Annotated in this window: 20 protein-coding genes and 1 riboswitch; of the genes, 11 read left to right on the forward strand and 9 right to left on the reverse strand. The window is 65.6% G+C overall.

Translation table 11 applies throughout. From position 1 onward, the window contains the following. Positions 1-73 precede the first annotated feature (73 nt). The 6 genes from dctP to BMW90_RS17510 all read left to right on the forward strand — a co-directional run bounded on the left by dctP (position 74) and on the right by BMW90_RS17510 (position 5,057). Entirely contained in the window at positions 74-1,078 is a 1,005-nt protein-coding gene (gene dctP / locus BMW90_RS17485) for a TRAP transporter substrate-binding protein DctP (protein ID WP_074837687.1), read from the forward strand. Positions 1,079-1,168: 90 nt separating this feature from the next. After that, positions 1,169-1,717 carry a TRAP transporter small permease subunit gene (locus BMW90_RS17490; RefSeq protein ID WP_074837688.1) on the forward strand — a complete coding sequence of 183 codons (549 nt, stop codon included), beginning with the start codon at positions 1,169-1,171 and terminating at the stop codon, positions 1,715-1,717. A gap of 9 nt (positions 1,718-1,726) precedes the next feature. Then, complete coding sequence (locus BMW90_RS17495) at positions 1,727-3,037, forward strand: TRAP transporter large permease (protein WP_048535192.1); 1,311 nt, start codon at positions 1,727-1,729, stop codon at positions 3,035-3,037. Between the two features lie 15 nt (positions 3,038-3,052). Next, entirely contained in the window at positions 3,053-3,943 is an 891-nt protein-coding gene (locus BMW90_RS17500; RefSeq protein ID WP_074837689.1) for an SMP-30/gluconolactonase/LRE family protein, read from the forward strand. A gap of 11 nt (positions 3,944-3,954) precedes the next feature. Then, a complete protein-coding gene (locus BMW90_RS17505; protein ID WP_083416109.1) occupies positions 3,955-4,464 on the forward strand; it encodes an OsmC family protein in 510 nt (169 codons plus the stop codon). Then, on the forward strand, positions 4,461-5,057 hold the full coding sequence (locus tag BMW90_RS17510; RefSeq protein ID WP_074837690.1) for a carboxymuconolactone decarboxylase family protein: 597 nt from the start codon (positions 4,461-4,463) through the stop codon (positions 5,055-5,057). Before BMW90_RS17505 ends, BMW90_RS17510 begins: the two co-directional genes overlap by 4 nt. Before the next feature lie 158 nt (positions 5,058-5,215). On the opposite strand, the gene derI is transcribed toward BMW90_RS17510, so the two are convergent. The 3 genes from derI to BMW90_RS17525 are packed head-to-tail and all read right to left on the reverse strand — an operon-like array spanning position 5,216 to position 7,233. After that, a complete protein-coding gene (gene derI / locus BMW90_RS17515) occupies positions 5,216-5,671 on the reverse strand; it encodes a D-erythrulose-4-phosphate isomerase (protein ID WP_048535199.1) in 456 nt (151 codons plus the stop codon). Positions 5,672-5,689: 18 nt separating this feature from the next. Continuing rightward, complete coding sequence (locus BMW90_RS17520) at positions 5,690-6,457, reverse strand: triose-phosphate isomerase (protein WP_074837691.1); 768 nt, start codon at positions 6,455-6,457, stop codon at positions 5,690-5,692. Then, positions 6,454-7,233 carry a DeoR/GlpR family DNA-binding transcription regulator gene (locus BMW90_RS17525; protein ID WP_048535204.1) on the reverse strand — a complete coding sequence of 260 codons (780 nt, stop codon included), beginning with the start codon at positions 7,231-7,233 and terminating at the stop codon, positions 6,454-6,456. The genes BMW90_RS17520 and BMW90_RS17525 overlap by 4 nt, the downstream gene beginning before the upstream one ends. Before the next feature lie 315 nt (positions 7,234-7,548). On the opposite strand from BMW90_RS17525, the gene fsa reads away from it, so the two are divergent. Beyond that, positions 7,549-8,202 (forward strand): fructose-6-phosphate aldolase, encoded by a 654-nt coding sequence (fsa, locus tag BMW90_RS17530; protein ID WP_074837692.1) that lies wholly within the window; start codon positions 7,549-7,551, stop codon positions 8,200-8,202. Positions 8,203-8,223: 21 nt separating this feature from the next. On the opposite strand, the gene BMW90_RS17535 is transcribed toward fsa, so the two are convergent. The 5 genes from BMW90_RS17535 to BMW90_RS17555 form a co-directional block, all read right to left on the reverse strand. Then, positions 8,224-9,198: a sugar-binding transcriptional regulator gene (locus tag BMW90_RS17535; RefSeq protein ID WP_074837693.1), complete on the reverse strand. Its 975-nt coding sequence runs from the start codon at positions 9,196-9,198 to the stop codon at positions 8,224-8,226. 166 nt (positions 9,199-9,364) lie between these two features. Beyond that, entirely contained in the window at positions 9,365-9,802 is a 438-nt protein-coding gene (locus tag BMW90_RS17540) for a 6,7-dimethyl-8-ribityllumazine synthase (RefSeq protein ID WP_074837694.1), read from the reverse strand. Positions 9,803-9,872: 70 nt separating this feature from the next. After that, positions 9,873-10,011, reverse strand: a riboswitch (FMN riboswitch). Between the two features lie 52 nt (positions 10,012-10,063). Further along, positions 10,064-10,996: a sugar phosphate isomerase/epimerase family protein gene (locus BMW90_RS17545; protein WP_074837695.1), complete on the reverse strand. Its 933-nt coding sequence runs from the start codon at positions 10,994-10,996 to the stop codon at positions 10,064-10,066. Position 10,997: 1 nt separating this feature from the next. Continuing rightward, positions 10,998-12,506, reverse strand: a complete 1,509-nt coding sequence (locus BMW90_RS17550; RefSeq protein ID WP_074837696.1) for a glycerol-3-phosphate dehydrogenase — start codon at positions 12,504-12,506, stop codon at positions 10,998-11,000. Between the two features lie 3 nt (positions 12,507-12,509). Continuing rightward, the gene (locus BMW90_RS17555) at positions 12,510-14,078 is read right to left on the reverse strand and encodes an FGGY-family carbohydrate kinase (RefSeq protein WP_074837697.1); all 1,569 of its coding nucleotides are present in this window, start codon (positions 14,076-14,078) and stop codon (positions 12,510-12,512) included. 462 nt (positions 14,079-14,540) lie between these two features. On the opposite strand from BMW90_RS17555, the gene BMW90_RS17560 reads away from it, so the two are divergent. The 4 genes from BMW90_RS17560 to BMW90_RS17575 all read left to right on the forward strand — a co-directional run bounded on the left by BMW90_RS17560 (position 14,541) and on the right by BMW90_RS17575 (position 19,560). After that, complete coding sequence (locus BMW90_RS17560) at positions 14,541-15,122, forward strand: DUF2291 family protein (protein WP_244526542.1); 582 nt, start codon at positions 14,541-14,543, stop codon at positions 15,120-15,122. Then, positions 15,122-17,440 (forward strand): sugar-binding domain-containing protein, encoded by a 2,319-nt coding sequence (locus BMW90_RS17565; RefSeq protein ID WP_170850579.1) that lies wholly within the window; start codon positions 15,122-15,124, stop codon positions 17,438-17,440. Before BMW90_RS17560 ends, BMW90_RS17565 begins: the two co-directional genes overlap by 1 nt. 15 nt (positions 17,441-17,455) lie before the next feature. After that, on the forward strand, positions 17,456-18,520 hold the full coding sequence (locus BMW90_RS17570) for an ABC transporter permease (protein WP_048535221.1): 1,065 nt from the start codon (positions 17,456-17,458) through the stop codon (positions 18,518-18,520). Between the two features lie 95 nt (positions 18,521-18,615). Beyond that, entirely contained in the window at positions 18,616-19,560 is a 945-nt protein-coding gene (locus tag BMW90_RS17575; protein ID WP_074837699.1) for a D-ribose ABC transporter substrate-binding protein, read from the forward strand. A gap of 58 nt (positions 19,561-19,618) precedes the next feature. On the opposite strand, the gene BMW90_RS17580 is transcribed toward BMW90_RS17575, so the two are convergent. Beyond that, positions 19,619-20,317 (reverse strand): helix-turn-helix transcriptional regulator, encoded by a 699-nt coding sequence (locus BMW90_RS17580; RefSeq protein ID WP_074837700.1) that lies wholly within the window; start codon positions 20,315-20,317, stop codon positions 19,619-19,621. Between the last annotated feature and the right edge of the window lie 53 nt (positions 20,318-20,370).

The following is a 20,370-nucleotide window of genomic DNA, read 5'->3' on the forward strand; positions in this document are numbered from 1 at the left end:
GCATATGGGCGAATTATTGCAACTCTGATGAACGCGCGATCATTGGAGAGATCGCTTTTTGGGAGGACACCGCATGAAACACCAACCGATCAAAGCCCTCGGCGCCGCGGCGGCACTGACGATTCTGGCCTCCGGCGCGCAGGCGCAGGAGATCTCCTGGGATCTGGCGCTCTACGGCAGCCCGGCGTTCCGCGTCGCCGGCGAAAGCTTTGCCGAATACGTCAATGAAAACAGCGGCGGCAAGATGGAGATCACCGTCCACAACGGCACGCTCTCGCCCACCCGCGAGGTGTTGGACAATGTGTCGATCGGCGCCTTCGAGCTGGGCTATGTGATTTCCAGCTACCATCCGGGCAAGAACCCGCTGCTTTCGGTGCTCGACCTGCCCTTCCTGCCGATCCCGACCATGGAAGACCGGCTGGCCGTCGCCGATCTGGTCTATGACAACCCGCATGTGAAAAAGGAATTCGCCAAATGGGGGGTCGTCCCGGTGATGACCGTGGTGCAGCCGAACTATGAAGTCATGGGCAAGGGCGCGGCGCCGACGGCGCTCACCTCGTTTGATGGCATGCGGATGAAGGCCACCAGCGGCATCGGCAATGCGCTGGCGGTCTATGGCGCCAGTCTTGTCAATGTCAGCGGGCCGGAGCAGTACAACGCGCTTCAGACCGGGGTGATCGACGCGGTGGCGGCCACGCCTTCGGCGCATGGCGGCTACAAGCTTTATGAGCTGTCGGACTGGTACACCACCGGCATGGCGGCGGGCACCGCGCATGTGACGCTGGTGGGCAACGAGGCGGCCTATGCCGCGCTGCCCGACGACATGAAGGCGCTGCTGGCGGAGGCCAAGGCCCATGCCAATGCCGCAACCATCGAGGCCCAGAACGCCGCCGCCGCGCAATACGAGCCCGAGCTGGAAAAGCGCGGCCTCGCCCATGTGACGATCACGCCGGAGATGATCGCGACCCTGCGCAAGGAAGCGGCCCAGCCGGTCTGGGATGCCTATGTCGCCGATCTCGAGGGCAAGGGCCTGCCCGGCCAGGAGATGCTGAACCTGGTGCTGAACGCCGGCATGTGATGCTCCCCGCCTGGGCGGGAGCCTGTCCCCGGACCTCTCCCGCCCATTTTTCTGACGCTGGTGCCCGCGGCCGGGCACGCCGGAGGTTTCATGCTGGATAAGCTGGACAGGGCCCTGATGCGGGTCGAGTATCTGACCGCCTGGATCGCGGGGCTGACGATTTTTGTCGTCATGCTTCTGGTCACCGCCGAGGTGCTGATGCGGCGCCTCTTCAACGCGCCGATCCAGGGGCAGATCGATTTCATTTCCATGGCGATGGTGACCTTCAGCCTGCTGTGCATCTCGCATTGCTACCGGCAGGCCGGGCACATCCGCATGGACATGCTGCAAAAGCTGGCCCGCGGCCGGCTGGGCTGGGTCACACATCTGTTTGCCACGCTGGTGGCGCTGTTTGTGGTGGTGGCCATCCTGCCGGGCACCTGGACGCATTTCATGCGCGCCTGGGATCTGGGCGACACCACCATCGGCGTGGGCCTGCCGACCTGGCCGTCGAAACTGGCCGCGCCGGTCGGCTTGGGCATCCTCGCCCTGCGGCTGGGGCTGGAGATCTGGGTTTTCGGCCGGCTGATCCTGAACGACAGGCTCGCGCCGGTCGGCATCCCCGAACCGCCCAACCCCCTCGAAGACATGGACGCGTAAGGACATATCATGGATCCCTCGACTATCGGCGCGCTTGGCTTTCTGGCCCTTGTCATCATGGTGATGACCGGCGTTCATATCGTCTTTGCCACCGCCATCACCGGCTTTCTGGGCATTGTAGCGCTCAAGGGCTGGCCGGTGGCGGTCAATATCGCCGGCATCATCCCGCATTCGGCGGGCTCGAACTATCTGTTCAGCGTCTTGCCGATGTTCATCCTGATCGGCTTTTTCGCCAGCACCTCCGGCATGGTGCAGGGCGCCTATCGCGCCGCCAAGGCCTGGATCGGCTGGATGCCCGGCGGGCTGGCGGTTTCGACCGTGCTGGCGGCCGGGGCCTTCGGCGCGGTGTCGGGCGCGAGCCAGGCCACGGCGGCGGTCTTTGCCCGGGTGGCGATCCCCGAGCTTCTGAAGCTGAAATACGCGCCCTCGATCTCGGCCGCGGCGGTGGCGGCGGCGGGTACGCTGGCCTCGCTGATCCCGCCCTCGGCGGCGCTGGTGGTCTATGGCGCCATCGTCGATGAGAGCATCGGACGGCTGCTGCTCGCCGGGTTCATTCCGGGCGTCTTCTCGGCGCTGCTTTATGCCGGGTTCATCATGCTGCGCTTTGCCGGCAATCCCGAGCTCGGCCGCCCGATCACCGGTATCGACTGGGCGGAACGCGGCAAATCTCTGCTCGACGTGATGCCGATCATCCTGGTCATGCTGATGATCCTGGGCGGCATGTCGACCGGCTGGACGACGCCCACCGAAGCGGGTGCCACCGGCGCGGCCATCGTCTTTGTCTATGCGCTGTTCCGCCGCCGGATCGATTTCGCCGGATTGCAGGATTCCCTGGTCGAGACCGCCAAGCTGACGGTGATGATCTTTTCCACCTTCTGGGGTGTCTTCATCTTTGCCCGGTTCCTGGCCTTCACCCGTCTGCCCACGGAAATCGCCGAATGGCTGGTCGCCCTGCCGTTTTCGCCGACGGCGATCCTGATCGCGATCCTTGCGGGTTATGCCTTTCTCGGCATGTTCCTCAGCGCCTCGGGCATGATGCTGCTGACCCTGCCGGTGATCTTTCCGGCGGTGGTCGAGCTGGGGATCGATCCGATCCTGTTCGGCATCCTGGTCATCAAGATGGTCGAGATCGGGTTCATCACCCCGCCGGTGGGGCTGAACGTCTATGTGGTGGCCGGGGTCCGGCCCGACATTCCGATTGCCAGCATCTTTGGTGCGATCTGGCCCTTCGTCCTGATCGACATCCTGACCGTGGCCCTGCTGATCCTGTTCCCGTCCATCACCCTGTTCCTGCCCAACCTCGTTCTCGGGGCGGGCTGACCCATGGAGACCCCTATGCCGTTCGACATCCGTTCCGACGCCTTCACCGCCGCCATTCCCGCCGACAGCAAGCTCGAGGAGATCGCCGGGAATTTCGGCTTTACCGAGGGCCCGATCTGGCATCCTTCGGAGCATTGGCTGATGTTTTCCGATATTCAGGAAAGCCACCAGTACAAGTGGAGCGAGGGCGAGGGCCTCCGGGTCTTTCGCACCCCGTCCAACCAGGCCAACGGCAATTTCTTTGACCGCGCAGGCCGGGTGATCTCCTGCGAACATGCCGCGTCGCAGCTGGTGCGGCATGAGCATGACGGCAAGCTGGTGGTGCCGCTGGCCACGCATTACGCGGGCAAGGAGCTGAACAGCCCCAATGACGTGATCTGCGACAGCAAGGGGCGGATCTGGTTCACCGATCCGAGCTTTGGCCGCATTCGCGAAGACCTCGGGATCCTGCGCGATCAGGAGCTGCCCTATCAGGGCGTGTTCCGGCTCGACCCGGACGGCACGCTGGCACTGGTGGCGGATGATTTCCAGCAGCCCAACGGGCTCTGCCTGTCGGCGGATGAAAGCCGGCTTTTCGTCAATGACAGCTGGGGCGGGCATATCCGGGTGATGGATGTGGCCGAGGATGGCAGGCTGACCGACGCCCGCGTCTGGGCCGATGTCACCGGCGAAGGCGAAGGCGTGCCGGACGGCATGAAGACCACCACCGAAGGCCACATCCTCTGCAACGGGCCGGGCGGGGTGCATCTGTTCGATGCCGATGCCACCTGCCTCGGGGTGATCCTGACGCTGCAGAAATCCACCAACTTCTGTTTTGGCGGGCCGGCGTTCCGCACGCTGTTCATCACTGCCTCCACCTCTGTCTACCGCATCGAGACCGCGCTGACCGGTCTGGCCATGTTCTGAAAGGTTCCCGCATGAGCGACGAATTCGACATTCCCCCCACCATCGAGAACACCAAGACCCCGACGCTGATCCATCCTCAGGTGTCGTCGCGGCTGCACGGCCATACGCTGGTGTCGGTCAGCAGCCGGTCGCATCGCTGGATCATCGACGAGCCGGAGCACAAGGGCAGCACCGATCTGGGCCCGACGCCGCTGGAATCCCTGCTCGGCTCGCTTGTCGGCTGCGAAAGCGTGGTGCTGAAGCTGGTGGCCAAGGCGATCGGTTTCGAATTCACCGATCTCACGCTCACGTGTACCGGCACCGCCGACATGCGCGGCGCGCGCGGCGTAAAGGGCGTGCGGCCCTATTTCACCACGGTCGACATGGTGATCGAGATCGAGACCGACGAGAGCGAGAAACGCCTGGAGCTGCTGCGCCGCAATGTCGAACAGCGCTGCCCGGTGATGAACCTGTTCGAAAGCGCCGACGTCGAGATGAACGTGATCTGGAAGACCGGCAGCCGGCAACAGGGGGCGGCATGACCCGCATTCCGCCCGCCGATCCCGAGAGCTACACCGAGGAGACCCGCGCCTTTCTGAAGGCGCGCGAAGAGGTGCTGGGCTTTGTGCCCAATTCGATCAAGGTGATGGCGCGGCGTCCGGCTGTCGGCGCCGCCTTTGTCCGCCTGTCCGACGCGGTGATCCAGGCGCCCGAGATGACGACGCCGGTGATCCTGCGCCGCATGGTCCAGCATATCGCCAGCTATGCCGCCGGATGCTTGTATTGCCAGGCCCATACCGCGCGCATCGTCGATGATCTGAGCGCGGACGAGCGCAAGATGGAAACGATCTGGGAGTTCGAGACCAGCGACCTGTTTTCCGAAGCCGAGCGCGTGGCGCTGCGCTTTGCCATGTCGGCGGCCTCGGTTCCCAATCTCGTCACCGACGAGATGATGGCCGAGATGCGCGGGCATTTCTCGGATGACGAAATCGTGGAGCTTCTGGCCTGTATCTCGGTCATGGGCTTCATGAACCGATGGAACGACACGCTTGCCACCACTCTGGAACAGGCGCCCCGCGACAGCGCCGAGCGGACCATCGGCAAAAAGGGCTGGACCGTGGGCCAGCACGCCTAAGACCTGTCTCGCGCTCCCCGGACAGGTCGGCCGGCCCCCCGCGTTCCATTTCGGGATGCAGGGGGCCGTGTCTTTCAATTGGCCGGATTGGGCCGCTTTGCGATCCTGTTCGCGGTTATCGCCGATTGACTGGCCCGGATCACGGGCGCCGGGAGAGATCAGGCCTTGGTGTATTTGATGTCGACCTCGTCGATGGCCTTGACGTTGCCTGCGGATTTGCCCTGCGGATCGAACGCGGCCGACAGATAGGCGTCGGCGATGTCCTTGGCCAGTTCCGCGCCGATCACCCGCGCGCCCATGGTGATGATCTGGGCGTTGTTCGAGGTCGCGGCCTTGGCGGCGGAATAGGTGTCGTGGCACTGGGCGGCGCGGATGCCGGGCACCTTGTTGGCGGCCAGGCAGACGCCGATGCCGGTGCCGCAACACAGGATGGCGCGATCAAATTCGCCGGCCAGCACGGCCGAGGCCACGCGGTCAGAGAGATTGGCGTAAAAGGCGTCGGGGCCTTCGGCGGTGCGCGAGATCTCGGCAACCTCGTGGCGATCCTTCAGGTGCTCGGCGAGGATCCGGGCCAGGCTTTCGCCGGCGCTGTCGCCTGCAATGGCAATTTTCATGGCGGTGTCTCCTTCGGGTCAGAGGGTTGCGGCGCAGCGGGTCAGGATGTCGAGATAACCGTCGACGCTCCAGGCCGCGCGCCCGATGAACAGCCCGTCGATATGCGGGCATTGGATGAGATCCCGGCAATTGGCAGGGTTGACCGAACCGCCGTAGAGGCAGGGCAGGCGGCGGCCCAGAATGTCCCCGGCCACGGCAATGATTTCGGCCTGGCGGGCATCGGCATAATCCGAGGTGGCCGGGATGCCGTGTTCGCCGATGGCCCAGACCGGTTCGTAGGCCAGCAGGATCTCGGCGTCTTTCTGGCTGGCGTCGAGCTTGCCGAGCGCGCCGTGCAGCTGCGCCGCAAGCACCTCTTGCGCGCGGCCGCCTTCGCGGTCCTCCAGGGTCTCGCCGATGCAGATCAGCGGAACGAGCCCGTGGCGCAACGCGGCCTGCGTCTTGCGACCGACGGTTTCGTCGGTCTCGCCGAAATGGGTCCGGCGCTCGGAATGGCCCAGTTCGACGATGTCGAGGCCGCAATCGGTCAGCATCCCGGGCGAGATCTCGCCGGTCCAGGCGCCGTGATCGGCCCAATGCATGTTCTGGGCGCCGACCTTGACCGAGCTGTCGGCGAGGAGTTGCGCCACCTCGCGCACGGCGGTGAAGGGCGGGATCACGAAGCGCTGGATGCGGCTGTCGCGAGCGGCATCGGCCGCCGCCAACGCGGTGGCGAAGTGCCGCGCCTCGGCCAGCGTCTTGTTCATCTTCCAGCTGGTGCCGATCCAGACCTGCGGCCGGGTCATCCCTCGGCCTCCTGGGCGTCGGCCAGGGTCAGGCGCACGCCGGCCTCCTGCATCGCGGCCAGGTGTTCGCCGGCGGGCTGACTGTCGGTGATGATGTGATCGAACTCGCGCAGCTCGGCCAGATGATGCAGGGCGGCGCGACCGAACCGGGCATGATTGACCAGCAGCACCCGGGTGGCGCCCTGATCGATCATCGCCCGCTTGGTGCGCACCACGCTGTCATCCATGTGAAACACCTCCAGCCCGGAGACCGCCGGAGAGGAGATGAAGGCGATATCGGCGCGCAGGCGGGTCAGCGCATCCTCGGTCACCTTGCCGAGATAGGCGTTGAACTTGGCGGAATAGATCCCGCCAAGCGCGATCAGGGTGATGCCGGCCTCGGTCCTGAGCGCCTCGATCACGGCGGCGTTGTTGGTGATCACCGTCAGGGGGCGTTTGCCGGCCAGCATCTGCCCGAGGGTGGCGGCCATGGAGCCGTCATTGATCATCACGCTCATGCCCGGCTCGATCAGCTCCAGCGCTGCCTGGGCCATCGCGGTCTTGGCCGCGCTGTCCTGGCGTTCGCGAAAGCGGAAATCGCTTTCGAACTGAAGGCCGGAGCGGATCGTCGCGCCGCCGCGGATCTTGCGCAGGAAGCCGGCCGCCTCGAGGTCGTCGAGATCCCGGTGGGCGGTCATCCGCGAGACCGAATAGCGGTCGCACAGCGCGTCGAGATCGACTTCGCCCTCCGCGATCAGCAGATCCATGATTGCCTTTTGCCGGTCGTCTCGCTTCATCGCCTGTCCTCCTGTTTGTAACATGGCATGTATCGCAATATCAGTCAAGAATGTGATTTTGTGATATTGTGTTGCGACGTTTGGAGTGGTCCGCTATCCATCCCCCAGCTCAGGAGGAGCGCCATGCCCAAAGATTCGCTGCCCCGGCACGTTGCCGCCAAACCCGCGCAGGGCCCGGTATGTCGCCAGCGAGCCGGACGTGATCGGGTTCACCGGTTTTGGCGCCTCCGGGTCGGGTGAGCCCGCCGCGGCCCGTCACCGACCCTCCGTCACCATCACCCCGGGCCTGCCGGCCCGACAGCAGGAGACTGAACCATGAAATTCTTTGTCGATACCGCCATCACCAGTGAAATCAAGGAGTTGAACGACTACGGGCTGCTCGACGGGGTGACCACCAACCCCTCGCTGATTGCCAAGTCGGGCCGCGACTTCAAGGAGGTGATCGCCGAGATCTGCGCATTGGTCGATGGCCCGGTGTCGGCCGAAGTGGCGGCGATGGATTACGACGGCATGGTGGCCGAGGGCGAACACCTGTCGAAGATCGCCGACAACGTGGTGATCAAGCTGCCGCTGACGCTGGACGGGCTGAAGGCCTGCCGGCATTTCGCCGCCGGGGGGATCCGCACCAATGTCACCCTGTGCTTTGCCGCCAATCAGGCGTTGCTGGCGGCCAAGGCGGGGGCGACCTATATCTCGCCTTTCGTCGGGCGTCTGGACGATCTGAACATCGACGGCATGGCGCTGATCCGCGAGATCCGTGCGATTTTCGACACCTACGGTTTCGAGACGCAGATCCTCGCCGCCTCGATCCGGTCCCCCAACCACGTGAAGGACGCGGCCCTCGCCGGCGCCGATGTGGCGACCATCCCGGCCTCGGTGATCAAGGGCCTGGCAAGTCACGCGCTGACCGACAAGGGCCTCGACCAGTTCGCCAGGGACTGGGCGGAAACCGGGCAGTCGATCCTCTGACCGGCCGGCGGCCGGGGCCCCTCAGCGGGTTCTGGCCGGTGCCTCGTCCAACAGCGCGCGGGCGGTGCGTTCGTCTGTAATCAAGCCGGAGAGCCGCCCGCTTTTCAGCACCGCGCGCAGCGGCTCGCGCTTTTCGGGGCCGCCGGCAAGCGCGATGATGCGGTCGTCGCGGCCATCGCCGAGCGAGACCGCCAGGGTTCGCGACGTCAGCGGCGTTTCCAGCGCGGTGCCGTCGGCATCGAAGAAATGGCCCAGCATCTCGCCGACGCCGCCGGCCCGGGAAATCGCCTCTATTTCCGATTGTTCGATCATGCCGGAGGCCACCAGCTGGGTTTCGGCCTCGACCGTGCCGACGCCGACGATCTTGAGCGGCGCGGTCTCGGCCATCTGGAAAACTTCGGCGACGCCGCGTTGCGACAGCAGCACTTCGCGGTCCTCGGTGGTGTTGGCAAAGAAGGGCACCGGCATCACATAGGCCCGCGCGCCGGTCTTTTCCGCCAGCAGATGCATCACGTCATGCGGGTTGGCGGCGAAATTCCGCGTCAGCCCGCCCAGCAGCGACACAAAGCTCAACCCGGTGGTGGCAAACCGCGGCATGGCGCGGACCGCCTCGGCCAGGGTCCGGCCATGGCCGATGCCGATGGTCATCTCTTCGCCGCTTTCCAACCAGCGCCGGAGCCGCGAGGCGCCGGCCAGGCCCAGCGCCCGCAGCGGCAGCCCATCTTCCTCCAGGTCGGGGGCCACCTCGCAGGTGTCGAGCCCGTAACGGGCACAGAGTGCCTGTTCCAGCTCGATGCATTCGATGATGTCGCCTTCGATCGAGACCTTGATGGCGCCCTCGGCGACCGCGCGCTGGATCAGCCGGTGCGCCTTGACGGACGGGACGCCGAGCCGTTTCGCCACCTCGGATTGCCGCAGCCCGCCGACGTAGTGCAGCCAGGCGGCGCGAATTGCCAGGGAATGTTCGGCATCTCCCGAAGCGCGGTCCTTTGCCATGTCACTTCCTCCGTTCCGCTACGCGCATCGCAGCTTCACCATGATGCCTGCCAGCGCGGTTTCGTCCAGAGGCAGGGGCCGCCCGCCCGGCACCCTGTGCCCGCCGCGCCGCGCCCCGGCCGCAGCGGAGATCGGGGGCAAGGCGGCAGGCGGGCGGCGGCATGGCTCAGACCTCCAGCGCCGCGATCATGCGTACCGCCTCGGCGGCCTCTTCGCCCTTCTTGACGAAATGGTCGCGGAAAAACCCGACATGCTCGGCCGTCGGCTGGAAATGATGCGGCGTGAGCGAGACCGAGAAGGTCGGCACACCGGTCCGCAACTGCGCGCGCATCAGCCCGTCGACCACCGTTTGTGCCACGAAGTCATGGCGGTAGATACCGCCATCGACCACCAGCGCGGCGCAGACGATGGCGTCATATTTGCCGCCTTGGCCCAGTTTCTGCGCCAGCAGCGGCATTTCGAAGGCACCGGGCACGTCGAAAGACGTGACCTCGGCCGCCATGCCGGTGGCGGCAAGGCGGGTTTGGAAGCCGGCCAGCGCCTGGTCGACGATTTCGGCGTGCCAGCGGGCCTTGATGAAGGCGATGTTCAGTGTGTCGGTCATGGAACCATCCTTTGCGTTTCAAAAGTGGCCCCAAGGCGATGCCAGCCGCACGGGCGCAGGGCACCCGACGGCTGGTTCTCTTCCATCCGGACTTTGACCGTCGGCTCCGGAATTCCACCGGTATCTGCTGACCCTTGCGGGACTGACCCGAAAGGCGCTCGCGGGCTATGACCGCCGGTGGGGAATTTCACCCCGCCCTGAGAACGCGAACCACATGACCGCAATTGCCGCGAAAGGCAAGCCTGTGTCATCCGGGCGGCCTCAGACATTCAGGTCATCGGCCCCGCTGTCGATATGCGGCGCCCAGAAGGCGACGCTTTCGGCGATCTGCGCGATCACCTGCCGGTCATCGGGCTCGCGCTCCTTGAAGGAGAGTTCGAGGCAGATCTCGTTGTCGACCGCGCCTCCCTCGGCAAAAGCTGTCAGCAGCGGTTCCGGCTGGATCGCGCCCTCGGCATTGTAGCGGGCGGTAAAGGGGCGGTGGCCCGACTTGTCCCGCATCGATTGCTTGATATGGATGATCGGGCTGACCCGGGGCACCGCGCGGGCCCAGGCATAGGGATCGGTGTCGTCGGGGTTGGGGCTGGTGACATCGCCATGGTCGATATCGGCCATCATCCACATCGGCACCGCCATGTTTGCCGCCGTCAGCCGGTCCTGCAATTTCATGCATTCGGCGATGGTTTCGCCAAATTCGCGGCCCAGGCTCATCGGCTCCCAGAACACATGGCCGAGCCCGGCGGCCTTGGCGTGATCGGCCACCTCGGCCCAGCAGTCCAGGGCGATCTTGAGCAGCTCTTCGCGGCGCTCGGCATCGTCGTAATCGCGGTAGGTGAAGATCGCGAATTGCGTGCCGACCGAGCTTCCGCCGAGATCTCCGATGATATCGGCAAAGGTCTTGAACCAGTCGACGTAATAGCGCCGCACGTCGCGATCGGGGTGGCCGAAGTGATTGAGCCGCCCGTAAGGCCCGGTCATGCCCGAGGTCACCCGCGCGCCGGTGCGCCGCAGCGCCGCGCCCATGTCGCGGGTCAGGCGGCGGATCACCGGGGCAGGCCAGGACGGGTTGATGAATTCATGGGTCAGCTGGATGTCGCGAATGCGGATGTCGCGGGCGATGGCGTCGATCAGGTCGTCCGGTTCGGCAAAGCGGTTGACCAGCGGATTGGTGTTGAGCGAAAGCGTCAGCGTCATGTCATGCCGCCTCGCGCTGGGCTTCGAACCACTTGGCAAAGGCCGCCTGTTCGTCCGCGCTCAGATGCAGCCGGTGCTTGGTGCGCCGCCAGAGGATGTCCTCGGCGGTCTGCGCCCATTCATGCGCCACCAGATAGGCGACCTCGGCCTCGTAGAGATGGCCGCCGAAGTGCCGGCCCAGCCCGTCGAGTGCGCGGGCCTCGCCGACGATCCCGGCCACCCGCGTGCCGTAGAGCCGGCCGTAGTGCTGCCGCAGACCGCGCGGCATCCACGGGTAATCGCGTTTCATCCTGTCGCGGAAACTCTCGTAATCCGCGGCCTCGATGTCGCCGCCGGGCAGGGGGGCCGCTTCGGTCCAGTCGCCGCCCATCTGCGGAAAGTACTTGCCGATCCTGTGCAAGCCGCGCTCTGCCAGCTCGCGGAAGGTGGTGATCTTGCCGCCGAAGATGTTCAAAAGCGGCGCGCCGCCGGTCTCGTCGATGTCGAAGACATAATCGCGGGTCACCGCCGAGGGGTTGCCCCGGCCATCGTCGAACAGCGGCCGCACGCCGGAGAAGGTGGTGAGCACGTCGTCGCGGGTCAGCTGCTCCTTGAAGTAGCGGTTCACCGCGTCGATCAGATATTGCACCTCGGTCTCGTCGGCCTGCACATCCTCGGCGCGGCCATCATAGGCGATGTCGGTGGTGCCGATCAGCGCCTTGTCGCGTTCATAGGGGTTGACGAAGATCACCCGCTTGTCGTGGTTCTGCACCAGATAGGCATTCTCGCCCTTCCAGAATTTCGGCACGATGATGTGGCTGCCCTTGACCAGCCGCACCTTTCGGGGCGAGTTCGATCCCGCCACCCGGGTCACCACGTCGGTGACCCAGGGGCCGGCGGCATTGACCAGCAGCCTGGCCTCGAACTCCCGCGTCTTGCCGGTGACCGTGTTCTGTGTTGTCACCCGCCAGCGGTTGCCCTCGCGCCGGGCCGAGGTGCAGGGCTGCCGGGTCAGCACCGTTGCCCCGCGTTCCGCCGCATCGACGGCGTTCAGCACCACAAGCCGGGCATCGTCGACCCAGCAGTCGGAATATTCGAAGCCGCGGCGGTACTGATCCTTGATCGCCGCGCCCTCGGGATCGCGGTGCAGGTCGAGCGTGCGGGTGCCGGGCAGTTTCCGGCGCCCGCCGAGGTGGTCGTAGAGAAACAGCCCCAGCCGCACCAGCCAGGCCGGGCGGTCCTGCGGGCTGTGTGGCAGGACGAAGCGCATCGGCCAGATGATATGCGGCGCGTTCTTCATCAGCACCTCGCGTTCGATCAGCGCCTCGCGCACCAGGCGGAACTCGAAATATTCCAGGTAGCGCAGCCCGCCATGCACCAGCTTGCCCGAGCGCGACGAGGTGCCCTGGCCCAGATCGTCCTTTTCGCAGAGCACGACGCTCAGCCCCCGGCCGGCGGCGTCCCGGGCGATCCCCGCGCCGTTGATGCCGCCGCCGATCACGAAGAGGTCGACTTTCTGGATATCGCTCATGGTTCAGGCTCCTTGCGAGGCGCGCGCCGCGGCCAGCCCGTCCCAGACCGGGGCCAGGCCGTCACGCGCGTGCCGGTAGTTGGTAAAGAGGGTGTCATAAACCGGCACGAGGCCCGGGTCCGGCGCTTCCGGTTCGCCCAGAAGCGGGGTTGTCCAATCCGCGATGCAGGCGTCCATCGTGTCGTAGGCGCCGATCGCGACCGCTGCCATCATCGCGCAGCCCGCCGCGCCGGCCTCGTCGCGCGCCGAGACCCGGACCGGGGTGTCGAGCGCGGCCGCCAGCACCCGGCGCAGCGCGGCCGAGCGTGCCGCGCCGCCAGTCAGGCGCAACTCGCGCGGCATTTCGCCCATTGCCGAATAACAATCCCGGGCTGCCATGCCGAGGCCTTCGATCACCGCGCGGATCACGTCTGCGAAACGGTGGGTGGCGGTCAGCCCGACAAGGCTGGCGCGGGCATCGGCGTTGACAAAGGGGCCGCGCTCTCCGGCCTCGGAAATAAAGGGGTGGTAGACCAGCGCGCCGGGCTGCGACCGCGCCATCCAGCCGTCGATCCTGGCGACCATTTCGGCATGTGACGGCGCCTGGCCGACCTCGCCCATCAGGTCTTCGGCCAAGGCCAGCGCCCAGTCGATGTTGAGCGTCGCGGCCATGTTGGTCTGGACCTGGGTCACCAGATCCGGCACCGGCAGGCAGATCACGTAGCCGGTTCCCTCGGCATTGAGATGCACATCGCCGGAGTTCATCGCCCGCATGTGCACCCCGGTCGAGCCGACAGTGGAACAGGCCGCTCCGGCATCGCCGGTATGGACGCCGGCGCCAAGCGCCGTCATCACCATGTCGACATAGCCCAGCGACACCGGCGTGCCGGCCCTGAGCCCGGTCAGCGCGGCAGCCTCGGCGGTCAGGGGGCGGGTGTCCTGCGCCCCGTCGAGGATCTCGGGCAGGAGATGGCGGCGGGTCTCCAGCCCCAGCGCGGCGATCACCGTGTCGCTGTAGCGTCGGGTGCGGAAATCGCCGAAGGTGAAACTGGCTTCCGAGGGGTCGGTGGCGCGCACCCCGGTCAGGTTGAGAAACAGCCAGTCCTTGCAATGCAGCGCCACTTCGGCGCGGTCCAGCAGCTCGGGGCAGGTGGCGTTCATATGTGCCATCTGGCTGCCCTGCTGGCAGGTGTTGAGCCCGGTGCCGGTGGCCGCGAACCGGGCGCGTTCGTCTTTGCCCGAGGCCAGCCGCCGCACCGTCGGGGCCGCCCTTGCATCGAGCCAGAGCCAGGCGTCGCCCACCGCTTCGTTACCCTTGCCGGCCAGCCAGGTGCCATCGCCCTGGGCGGTCAGCGCCAGGGCGGCGGTGCGCCGTGCCAGCCCGTCCACCTTGTCGGCGAGCCCGCGCAGGGCGGCGGCACAATCGGCCCAGGTCTGCGGCAGCGACTGCGTGGCCGCGCCATCGGCGCCCATGACATAGGCATTGCGAACCGACGATGTGGCCAGTTGGCGGCCGCCCAGGTCGAAGGCCACTGCCTTGATCACCGAGGTGCCGGCGTCGATGCCGATGATCAGGTCGGACGAATCGGCCATGTCCTGCCTCCCTTGCCGTTGTTGCCCACCGCTTTCTCCTCCGAAATCCAGCTTTTCGCGCCGTTCGCGCGGCGCAGTCCCGGCTGCCGAAGGGCAGGCCGTACCGCGCCAGGTTGCATAGGGTGTAACACAGAAAAAATTCTCGGTGTGAAATTTTTTGCAGACAACGTAATTTTTTTCGAATATGGTTTGGTCAATCAGCGTGGATGTCATCCGCGGTGAGTCGATGGCCCCGAGCAGGGATTGAGGAGGTCCCGGGCCAACGTCAGGGGAGGAAGGGTTCAGCATCAAGCTGTTGGCCATTTCCACAACATGACCGCGCCGGCCGTGGCTGGCGCAGAATCACCAGGGTTCGGCGCGCCGGACCCGACAGGAAAGGACATGTCCGCAATGGCCACGATCGGCACCTTATCCGCAAGCGCTTCCAGGGCGACGCGACGCAAGGCAATCACGGCTATCGTTATGGTTGTTCTGGCCGGCGCAATTGCCATCGACACCAAGGTGGTGACGATCGGCGGCGAAGAGGATCTGCGCCAGCAGGCCTTCGACCCTGACCGCTTTGGTCAGCAGGAGTTTCCGCGCATCCAGGAGTATGTCGCCGGCAAGGCGCCCGAGGCGGAGGCACTGGCCCGGGAGCTGGCCGCCGACAAGTCCGCCGCGATTGCCGCCCATGGCACCATGGCCGGGGCCTTTCCGGTGATGCCGGTGACCTTCACCGGCACCGTCGGCGCGGGCAAGTCGGGGATCTTCAGCGTCGCGGTCGAGGGGTTGCCCGAGGGCACCGGGGTGCGCGTGCAGACCGGCCCGGCAATCAATGGCACCGAGCTGCGCGACATCACCGGCGATATCGCGTTCGGCGCCTTCAAGAACCAGATCGAGTACCAGAACGCCGGCGCCGGCATCAACCGCGCCATGACCGCCGCGGTGCTCGACGGGCTCGACCGCGAGGCGCTGACCGGTCGGACGATCACCGTCACCGGGGCCTTTACCATGATCAATCCCAGGAACTGGCTGGTCACCCCGGTGGCGCTGGAGGTGCAGTGATGCAGGCCCAGGTCAATATCGCCGCCCCGGCGCAGGCTCCGGATGCGGCCGAAGTGGTGCTGGCGGCCCGCGACGTCACCAAGAGCTTTGGCGCGGTCCATGCGCTGAAGGGGGTGAACTTCGACGTGCATCGCGGCCAGGTCACCACGCTCTTTGGCGAAAACGGCGCCGGCAAGTCGACGCTGATGAAAATCCTGTCGGGGGTGCATCTGCCGACCTCCGGCGCGCTGATCCTTGACGGTCAGCCGGTCGAGATCACCTCGACCGTCGCGGCGCGGGAGCTGGGGATCTCGATCATCCACCAGGAGCTGTCCCTCGCCCCCAACATGACCGTGCGCGACAATATCTTCATGGGGCGCGAGATCATGGGGCCGCGCGGCGTGAACTTTGCCGAGCAAGAGCGCCAGTGCCGCGCCCTGATGGCGGAGCTGGAAGAGGACATCGACCCGCTGACCCCGGTCGAGGATCTGCGCCTCGGCCAGCAGCAGATCGTCGAGATCGCCCGCGCGCTTTCGGTCAATTCCCGCATCCTGATCATGGACGAGCCGACCTCGGCGCTGTCGGCCTCGGAAGTCGAGGTGCTGTTCAAGGTGATCCACGACCTGAAGGATCGCGGTGTCTCCATCGTCTATATCTCGCACCATCTGGAAGAAGCGCTGACCATCACCGATCACGCGGTGGTGCTGCGCGACGGGGTGATGACGGCCTATGCGCCGCGCGCCGAGATCGATCTGGAATGGATCGTGCGCAACATGGTGGGCGAGAATTTCGATCTCGGGTCGCCGCCCGACGTGACCTTTGGCGAGGTCGCCTTGTCGATCACCAACCTCAGCGTGCCGGCGTCCGGCAAATCGGGGTATTCGGTGGTCGATCGGCTGTCGCTGGACGTCCGCCAGGGCGAGATCCTCTGTATCTACGGCCTGATGGGTGCGGGCCGCACCGAGCTGATGGAATGCATCGCCGGGCGGCTGCCGGCCTCGGGCGGCCAGATCGCCCTGCATGGCCGCGATCTGGCCGGCATGTCGATTGCCCAGCGGATCGCGGCCGGGCTGGTGCTGACGCCGGAAGACCGTCAGCGCGACGGGCTGGTGCAGACCATGAGCGTGGGCCAGAACCTGTCGCTGGCCTCGATCGGCGCCTTTACCCGGGGGCTGTTCACCTCGAAGGCCGACGAGCAGAAGATCATCGACCGTTCGATCCGCGAGGTGACCATCAAGTCCGACGGCGGCGGCGCCGCCATCGGCTCGTTGTCAGGTGGCAATCAGCAGAAGGTGGTGATTGGCAAGATGCTGGCCACCGACCCGTCGGTGGTGCTGCTGGACGAACCGTCGCGCGGCATCGACATCGGTGCCAAGGCAGAGGTGTTCCGGCTTCTGGCCGAAGGCGCGAAACAGGGGCTCGCGGTGGTCTATTCCACCTCGGAGGTCAGCGAATGCCTGTCCATCGCGCATCGCATCATCGTCATGCACAAGGGCAAGATCTCGGCCAGCTTCGGCCCCGATGCAACCAAGGAACAGATCATGGCCGCCTCGGGCGAGGTGGATCTTGAGCAGAGCCTGACCACGACCTTCGGCCTCGATTTCTGCGAGGTCGTCACCGATCTGCACCAGGAAGATCTGGCGCTCGGCCCGCTCGGCCGGGCCGGCGGAAAGTTCCTCGCGGCGGAGATCGCCGCCGGGCGCAACAAGGTGATCGGCGTCGGGCACGGCCGGACGCTGCTGGCCTGCGTCGACAGGCTCGACGCCGGGCCGGCAGGGGATCTGAAAGTCGTGTCGCTGATGGGCGCGCTGACCAGCGGGGCGGATTTGAACCCGCATGCCATCGTGTCGAAACTGGCGGCGCTGACCGGCGCGGAGCCGGTCTCGATGCCGGTGCCCTTCATCGCCAATTCCACCGCCGACCGCGCGGTGCTTCTGGAGCAGAAGGCGGCGCGCGCGGCCGCCGACCTGGCCCGGCAGGCCGACCTGATGATCGTCGGCATCGGCACCACGGTGCCCGAGGCCGAACTGGTCGCCACCGGCATGATCGAGCCGCAGGAAATGGCCGGTATCGCCCGTGCCGGCGGCGTCGGCGAAATGCTCGGCCATTTCTTTGACAAACGCGGCAGACCCGTCGGCCGGGAGATCAGCGACCGTATCCTGACCCAGCCGCTCGACCAGCTCAGTGGCCGCCGCATCGTCGCCGTGGCCGGCGGCACCCTCAAGACCGATGCCATCAAGGCCATTCTGGAAAGCGGCCTGCTCAGCGGGCTGATCATCGACGAACACACCGCCCGCGCGATTGTCGACCTCGACACGCCCGCACCGGCGCAGCACTGAACGGAGATCCTCGACATGACCGATGTCACCACCACCAAGAAACCCGGCTCCGGCGGGCTGAGGGCGCAGCTCTTTGGCAAGGACGCCAATCTCGTCCAGATCCTTCTGGAAGGCCGCGCCTTCTTTGCGCTGATCGCCATCATCCTGATCTTTTCCGTACTGTCGCCAAACTATGCCACGGTGTCGAACTTTCTGATCATGGCCAATCACGTGGCGATCTTCGGCCTGTTGTCGATCGGCATGATGCTGGTGATCCTCAATGGCGGGATCGACCTGTCGGTTGGATCGGTCTTGGGGCTGACCGGTGTCTTTGCCGGCTTCCTGATGCAGGGGGTCGAGCTGGAATCGGCCGGGGTCATCCTCTATCCGCCGGTCTGGGCCGTGGTGGTGCTGACGCTTGCCCTTGGCGCCTTTGTCGGCGCGATCAACGGCATACTGATCGCCTTTTTCCGGGTGCCGGCCTTCGTCGCCACATTGGGATCGCTCTATGTGGCGCGCGGCGTGGCGCTCTTGATGACCAACGGGCTGACCTTCAACAATCTTTCGGGCACGCCCGAATTCGGCAACACCGGGTTCAACTGGCTCGGCTTCAACCGTATCGGCGGCGTGCCCATCGGGGTGATCGTGCTGGCCGGGGTGGCGATTGCCGCCGGGCTTTTGCTGGCGCGCACCGCCTTTGGCCGCTGGCTCTATGCCTCGGGCGGCAACGAACGTGCCGCAGAGCTTTCGGGCGTGCCGGTCAAGAAGGTGCAGATCACGGTTTACGTGCTCTCGGGCGTCTGTGCCGCCATCGCCGGGCTGGTGCTGTCATCACAGCTGACCTCGGCCGGCCCCACCGCCGGCACCACCTATGAGCTGACCGCCATTGCCGCGGTTGTCGTCGGCGGCGCATCGCTGATGGGGGGGCGCGGCAAGGTGAGCGGCACGCTGCTCGGCGCCTTCGTCATCGGCTTTCTGTCGGACGGCCTCGTCATCATCGGCGTCTCGTCCTACTGGCAGACCGTCTTTACCGGCGCGGTCATCGTGCTCGCCGTGATGCTCAACTCCATCCAATACGGGAGCAAGGGCCGCAAGGCCTGATCCCGCCGCAGTTTCGCGCATCTTCGGGCGAAGAGACCCGACGCGAAGACCCGCCGGTTCGCCGGCGCCCACCAAACCCAAGGGAGAGAGAACCAATGATCACATTCACCAAACGCACGCTTCTGGCCGCGGCCGCCGCGCTGCCGCTGATGGCGGGCTCGGCCTGGGCCGAGGGCCTGATCTCGATCATCGTCACCGACCCGGCCAACCCCTATTGGTTCACTGAAGGCGAAGTCGCCAAGGCCACCGCCGAAGAGCTGGGCTATGACGCCACCGTGGCGGCGCACAAGGGGGACACCAACGTCGAATCCAACCTGATCGATGCCGCGATCACCAATGGCGCCAAGGCGATCATCCTCGACCCGGCCAATGCCGACGGCTCCGTCGGCGTGGTCCGCAAGGCCACCGCGGCCGGCATCCCGGTCTTTCTGGTGAACGCCGAGATCAACGAGTCCGGCATTGCCATCGCGCAGCTGGTGTCGAACAACGCGCAGGGCGCGGCGCTTGGCGCGGTTCAGTTCCAGTCGCTGGTGGGGGATGCGGCGACCTATGTCGAATTCTTCGGCAACCCCGCCGACAACAACGCCGCAACCCGGTCGAACGGTTATGAGACCGTGCTGAGCCAGTATCCCGACCTCGAAAAGGCCGCCGAGGAAGTGGCCAACTGGGACCGCACCCAAGGTTACAACAAGATGCAGTCGATCATCCAAGCCAACCCGGAGATCGACGCGGTGATCTCGGGCAACGACGAAATGGCGCTGGGGGCGATTGCCGCGCTGAAAGAGGCCGGCAAGCTCGAGGGTGTGGTTGTCGGCGGCTTTGACGGTTCGCCGGATGCGGTGGAAGCGGTCAAGGCCGGCGAAATGGCCTATACGGTCCTGCAACCGGTCGCCGTCTTTTCCCGCGAAGCGGTGATCCAGGCCGATTATTACATCAAGAATGGCACGCCGATGGTCAGCGAGGAAAAGCAGCTGTTCGACTGCCTGCTGATCACCCCGGACAATGTGGCCGATTACACTGCGGCCTTCACGCTGTCGTAATCGCAACCCTTGCAACGGGCGCGCGGGTTCGACCGCGCGCCCGTCTCTTGTTGTTCGGTCACAGGGACAGGTCGTCGTCGGCCAGCGAGGGCTCGAAGGCTTGCTTTGGCAGCAAGCGGAAATGAGCGCCGGTTAGTTTGCCTGACACCATGCGATCACAGCGAAAGATGCGCGGCCCCTGTCTGAGATGATCAAGGGCCACGACATACCAAATCGGATATTTCAGCAAAAGGTAATGAGGCTCTATCTGCCGAGCGGAGGTGTCGCCATCCTCCCTCTTGTAGCGTATTTCTAAGATTTCCTGATCGACAAAGGCCTGGTGCAAGGTCTGGACGACGCGTTTCGGCGGGGCTGTAGCGCCGGCCTGAACGAAGGTTGATGCGGTGACCCCGATCAGAATGCGGGATTTCAGCCGGTTCACCTTCTGGCGCTTTTCCGGTGAGAAGGACGCCACCAATTGCCGCCGGACGGACCCCAGGCTTGCCAGGAACATCGGCGAATTCATGCGTTCCGCGACCGCGATGCTGATCAGAAGATCGACCGCCTCGGCATAGGCCAGGTTCAACCTGCCGACGCCCCAGTTCCGATCAAGACGCACCCCGCCGCCGCGCCCGCGATCGGCGTCGATCTGCATGCCCTGCTCGCGCATGAGCGACAGATCCCGCGCAATTGTTCGCGTGCTGACACCGTGGTGGCGCGCAAGCTCTCCGACCGTGCAATGCACGTCCTGCTTCAGCTGGACGGCAAGCATCTCCATCCGTCTCAGCCGGTCATGCGCATTTGCCCGTGTCATCGAACAAATATGACATA

The sequence above is a fragment of the Marinovum algicola genome, assembly GCF_900109145.1.
Taxonomy (GTDB): Bacteria; Pseudomonadota; Alphaproteobacteria; order Rhodobacterales; family Rhodobacteraceae; genus Marinovum; species Marinovum algicola.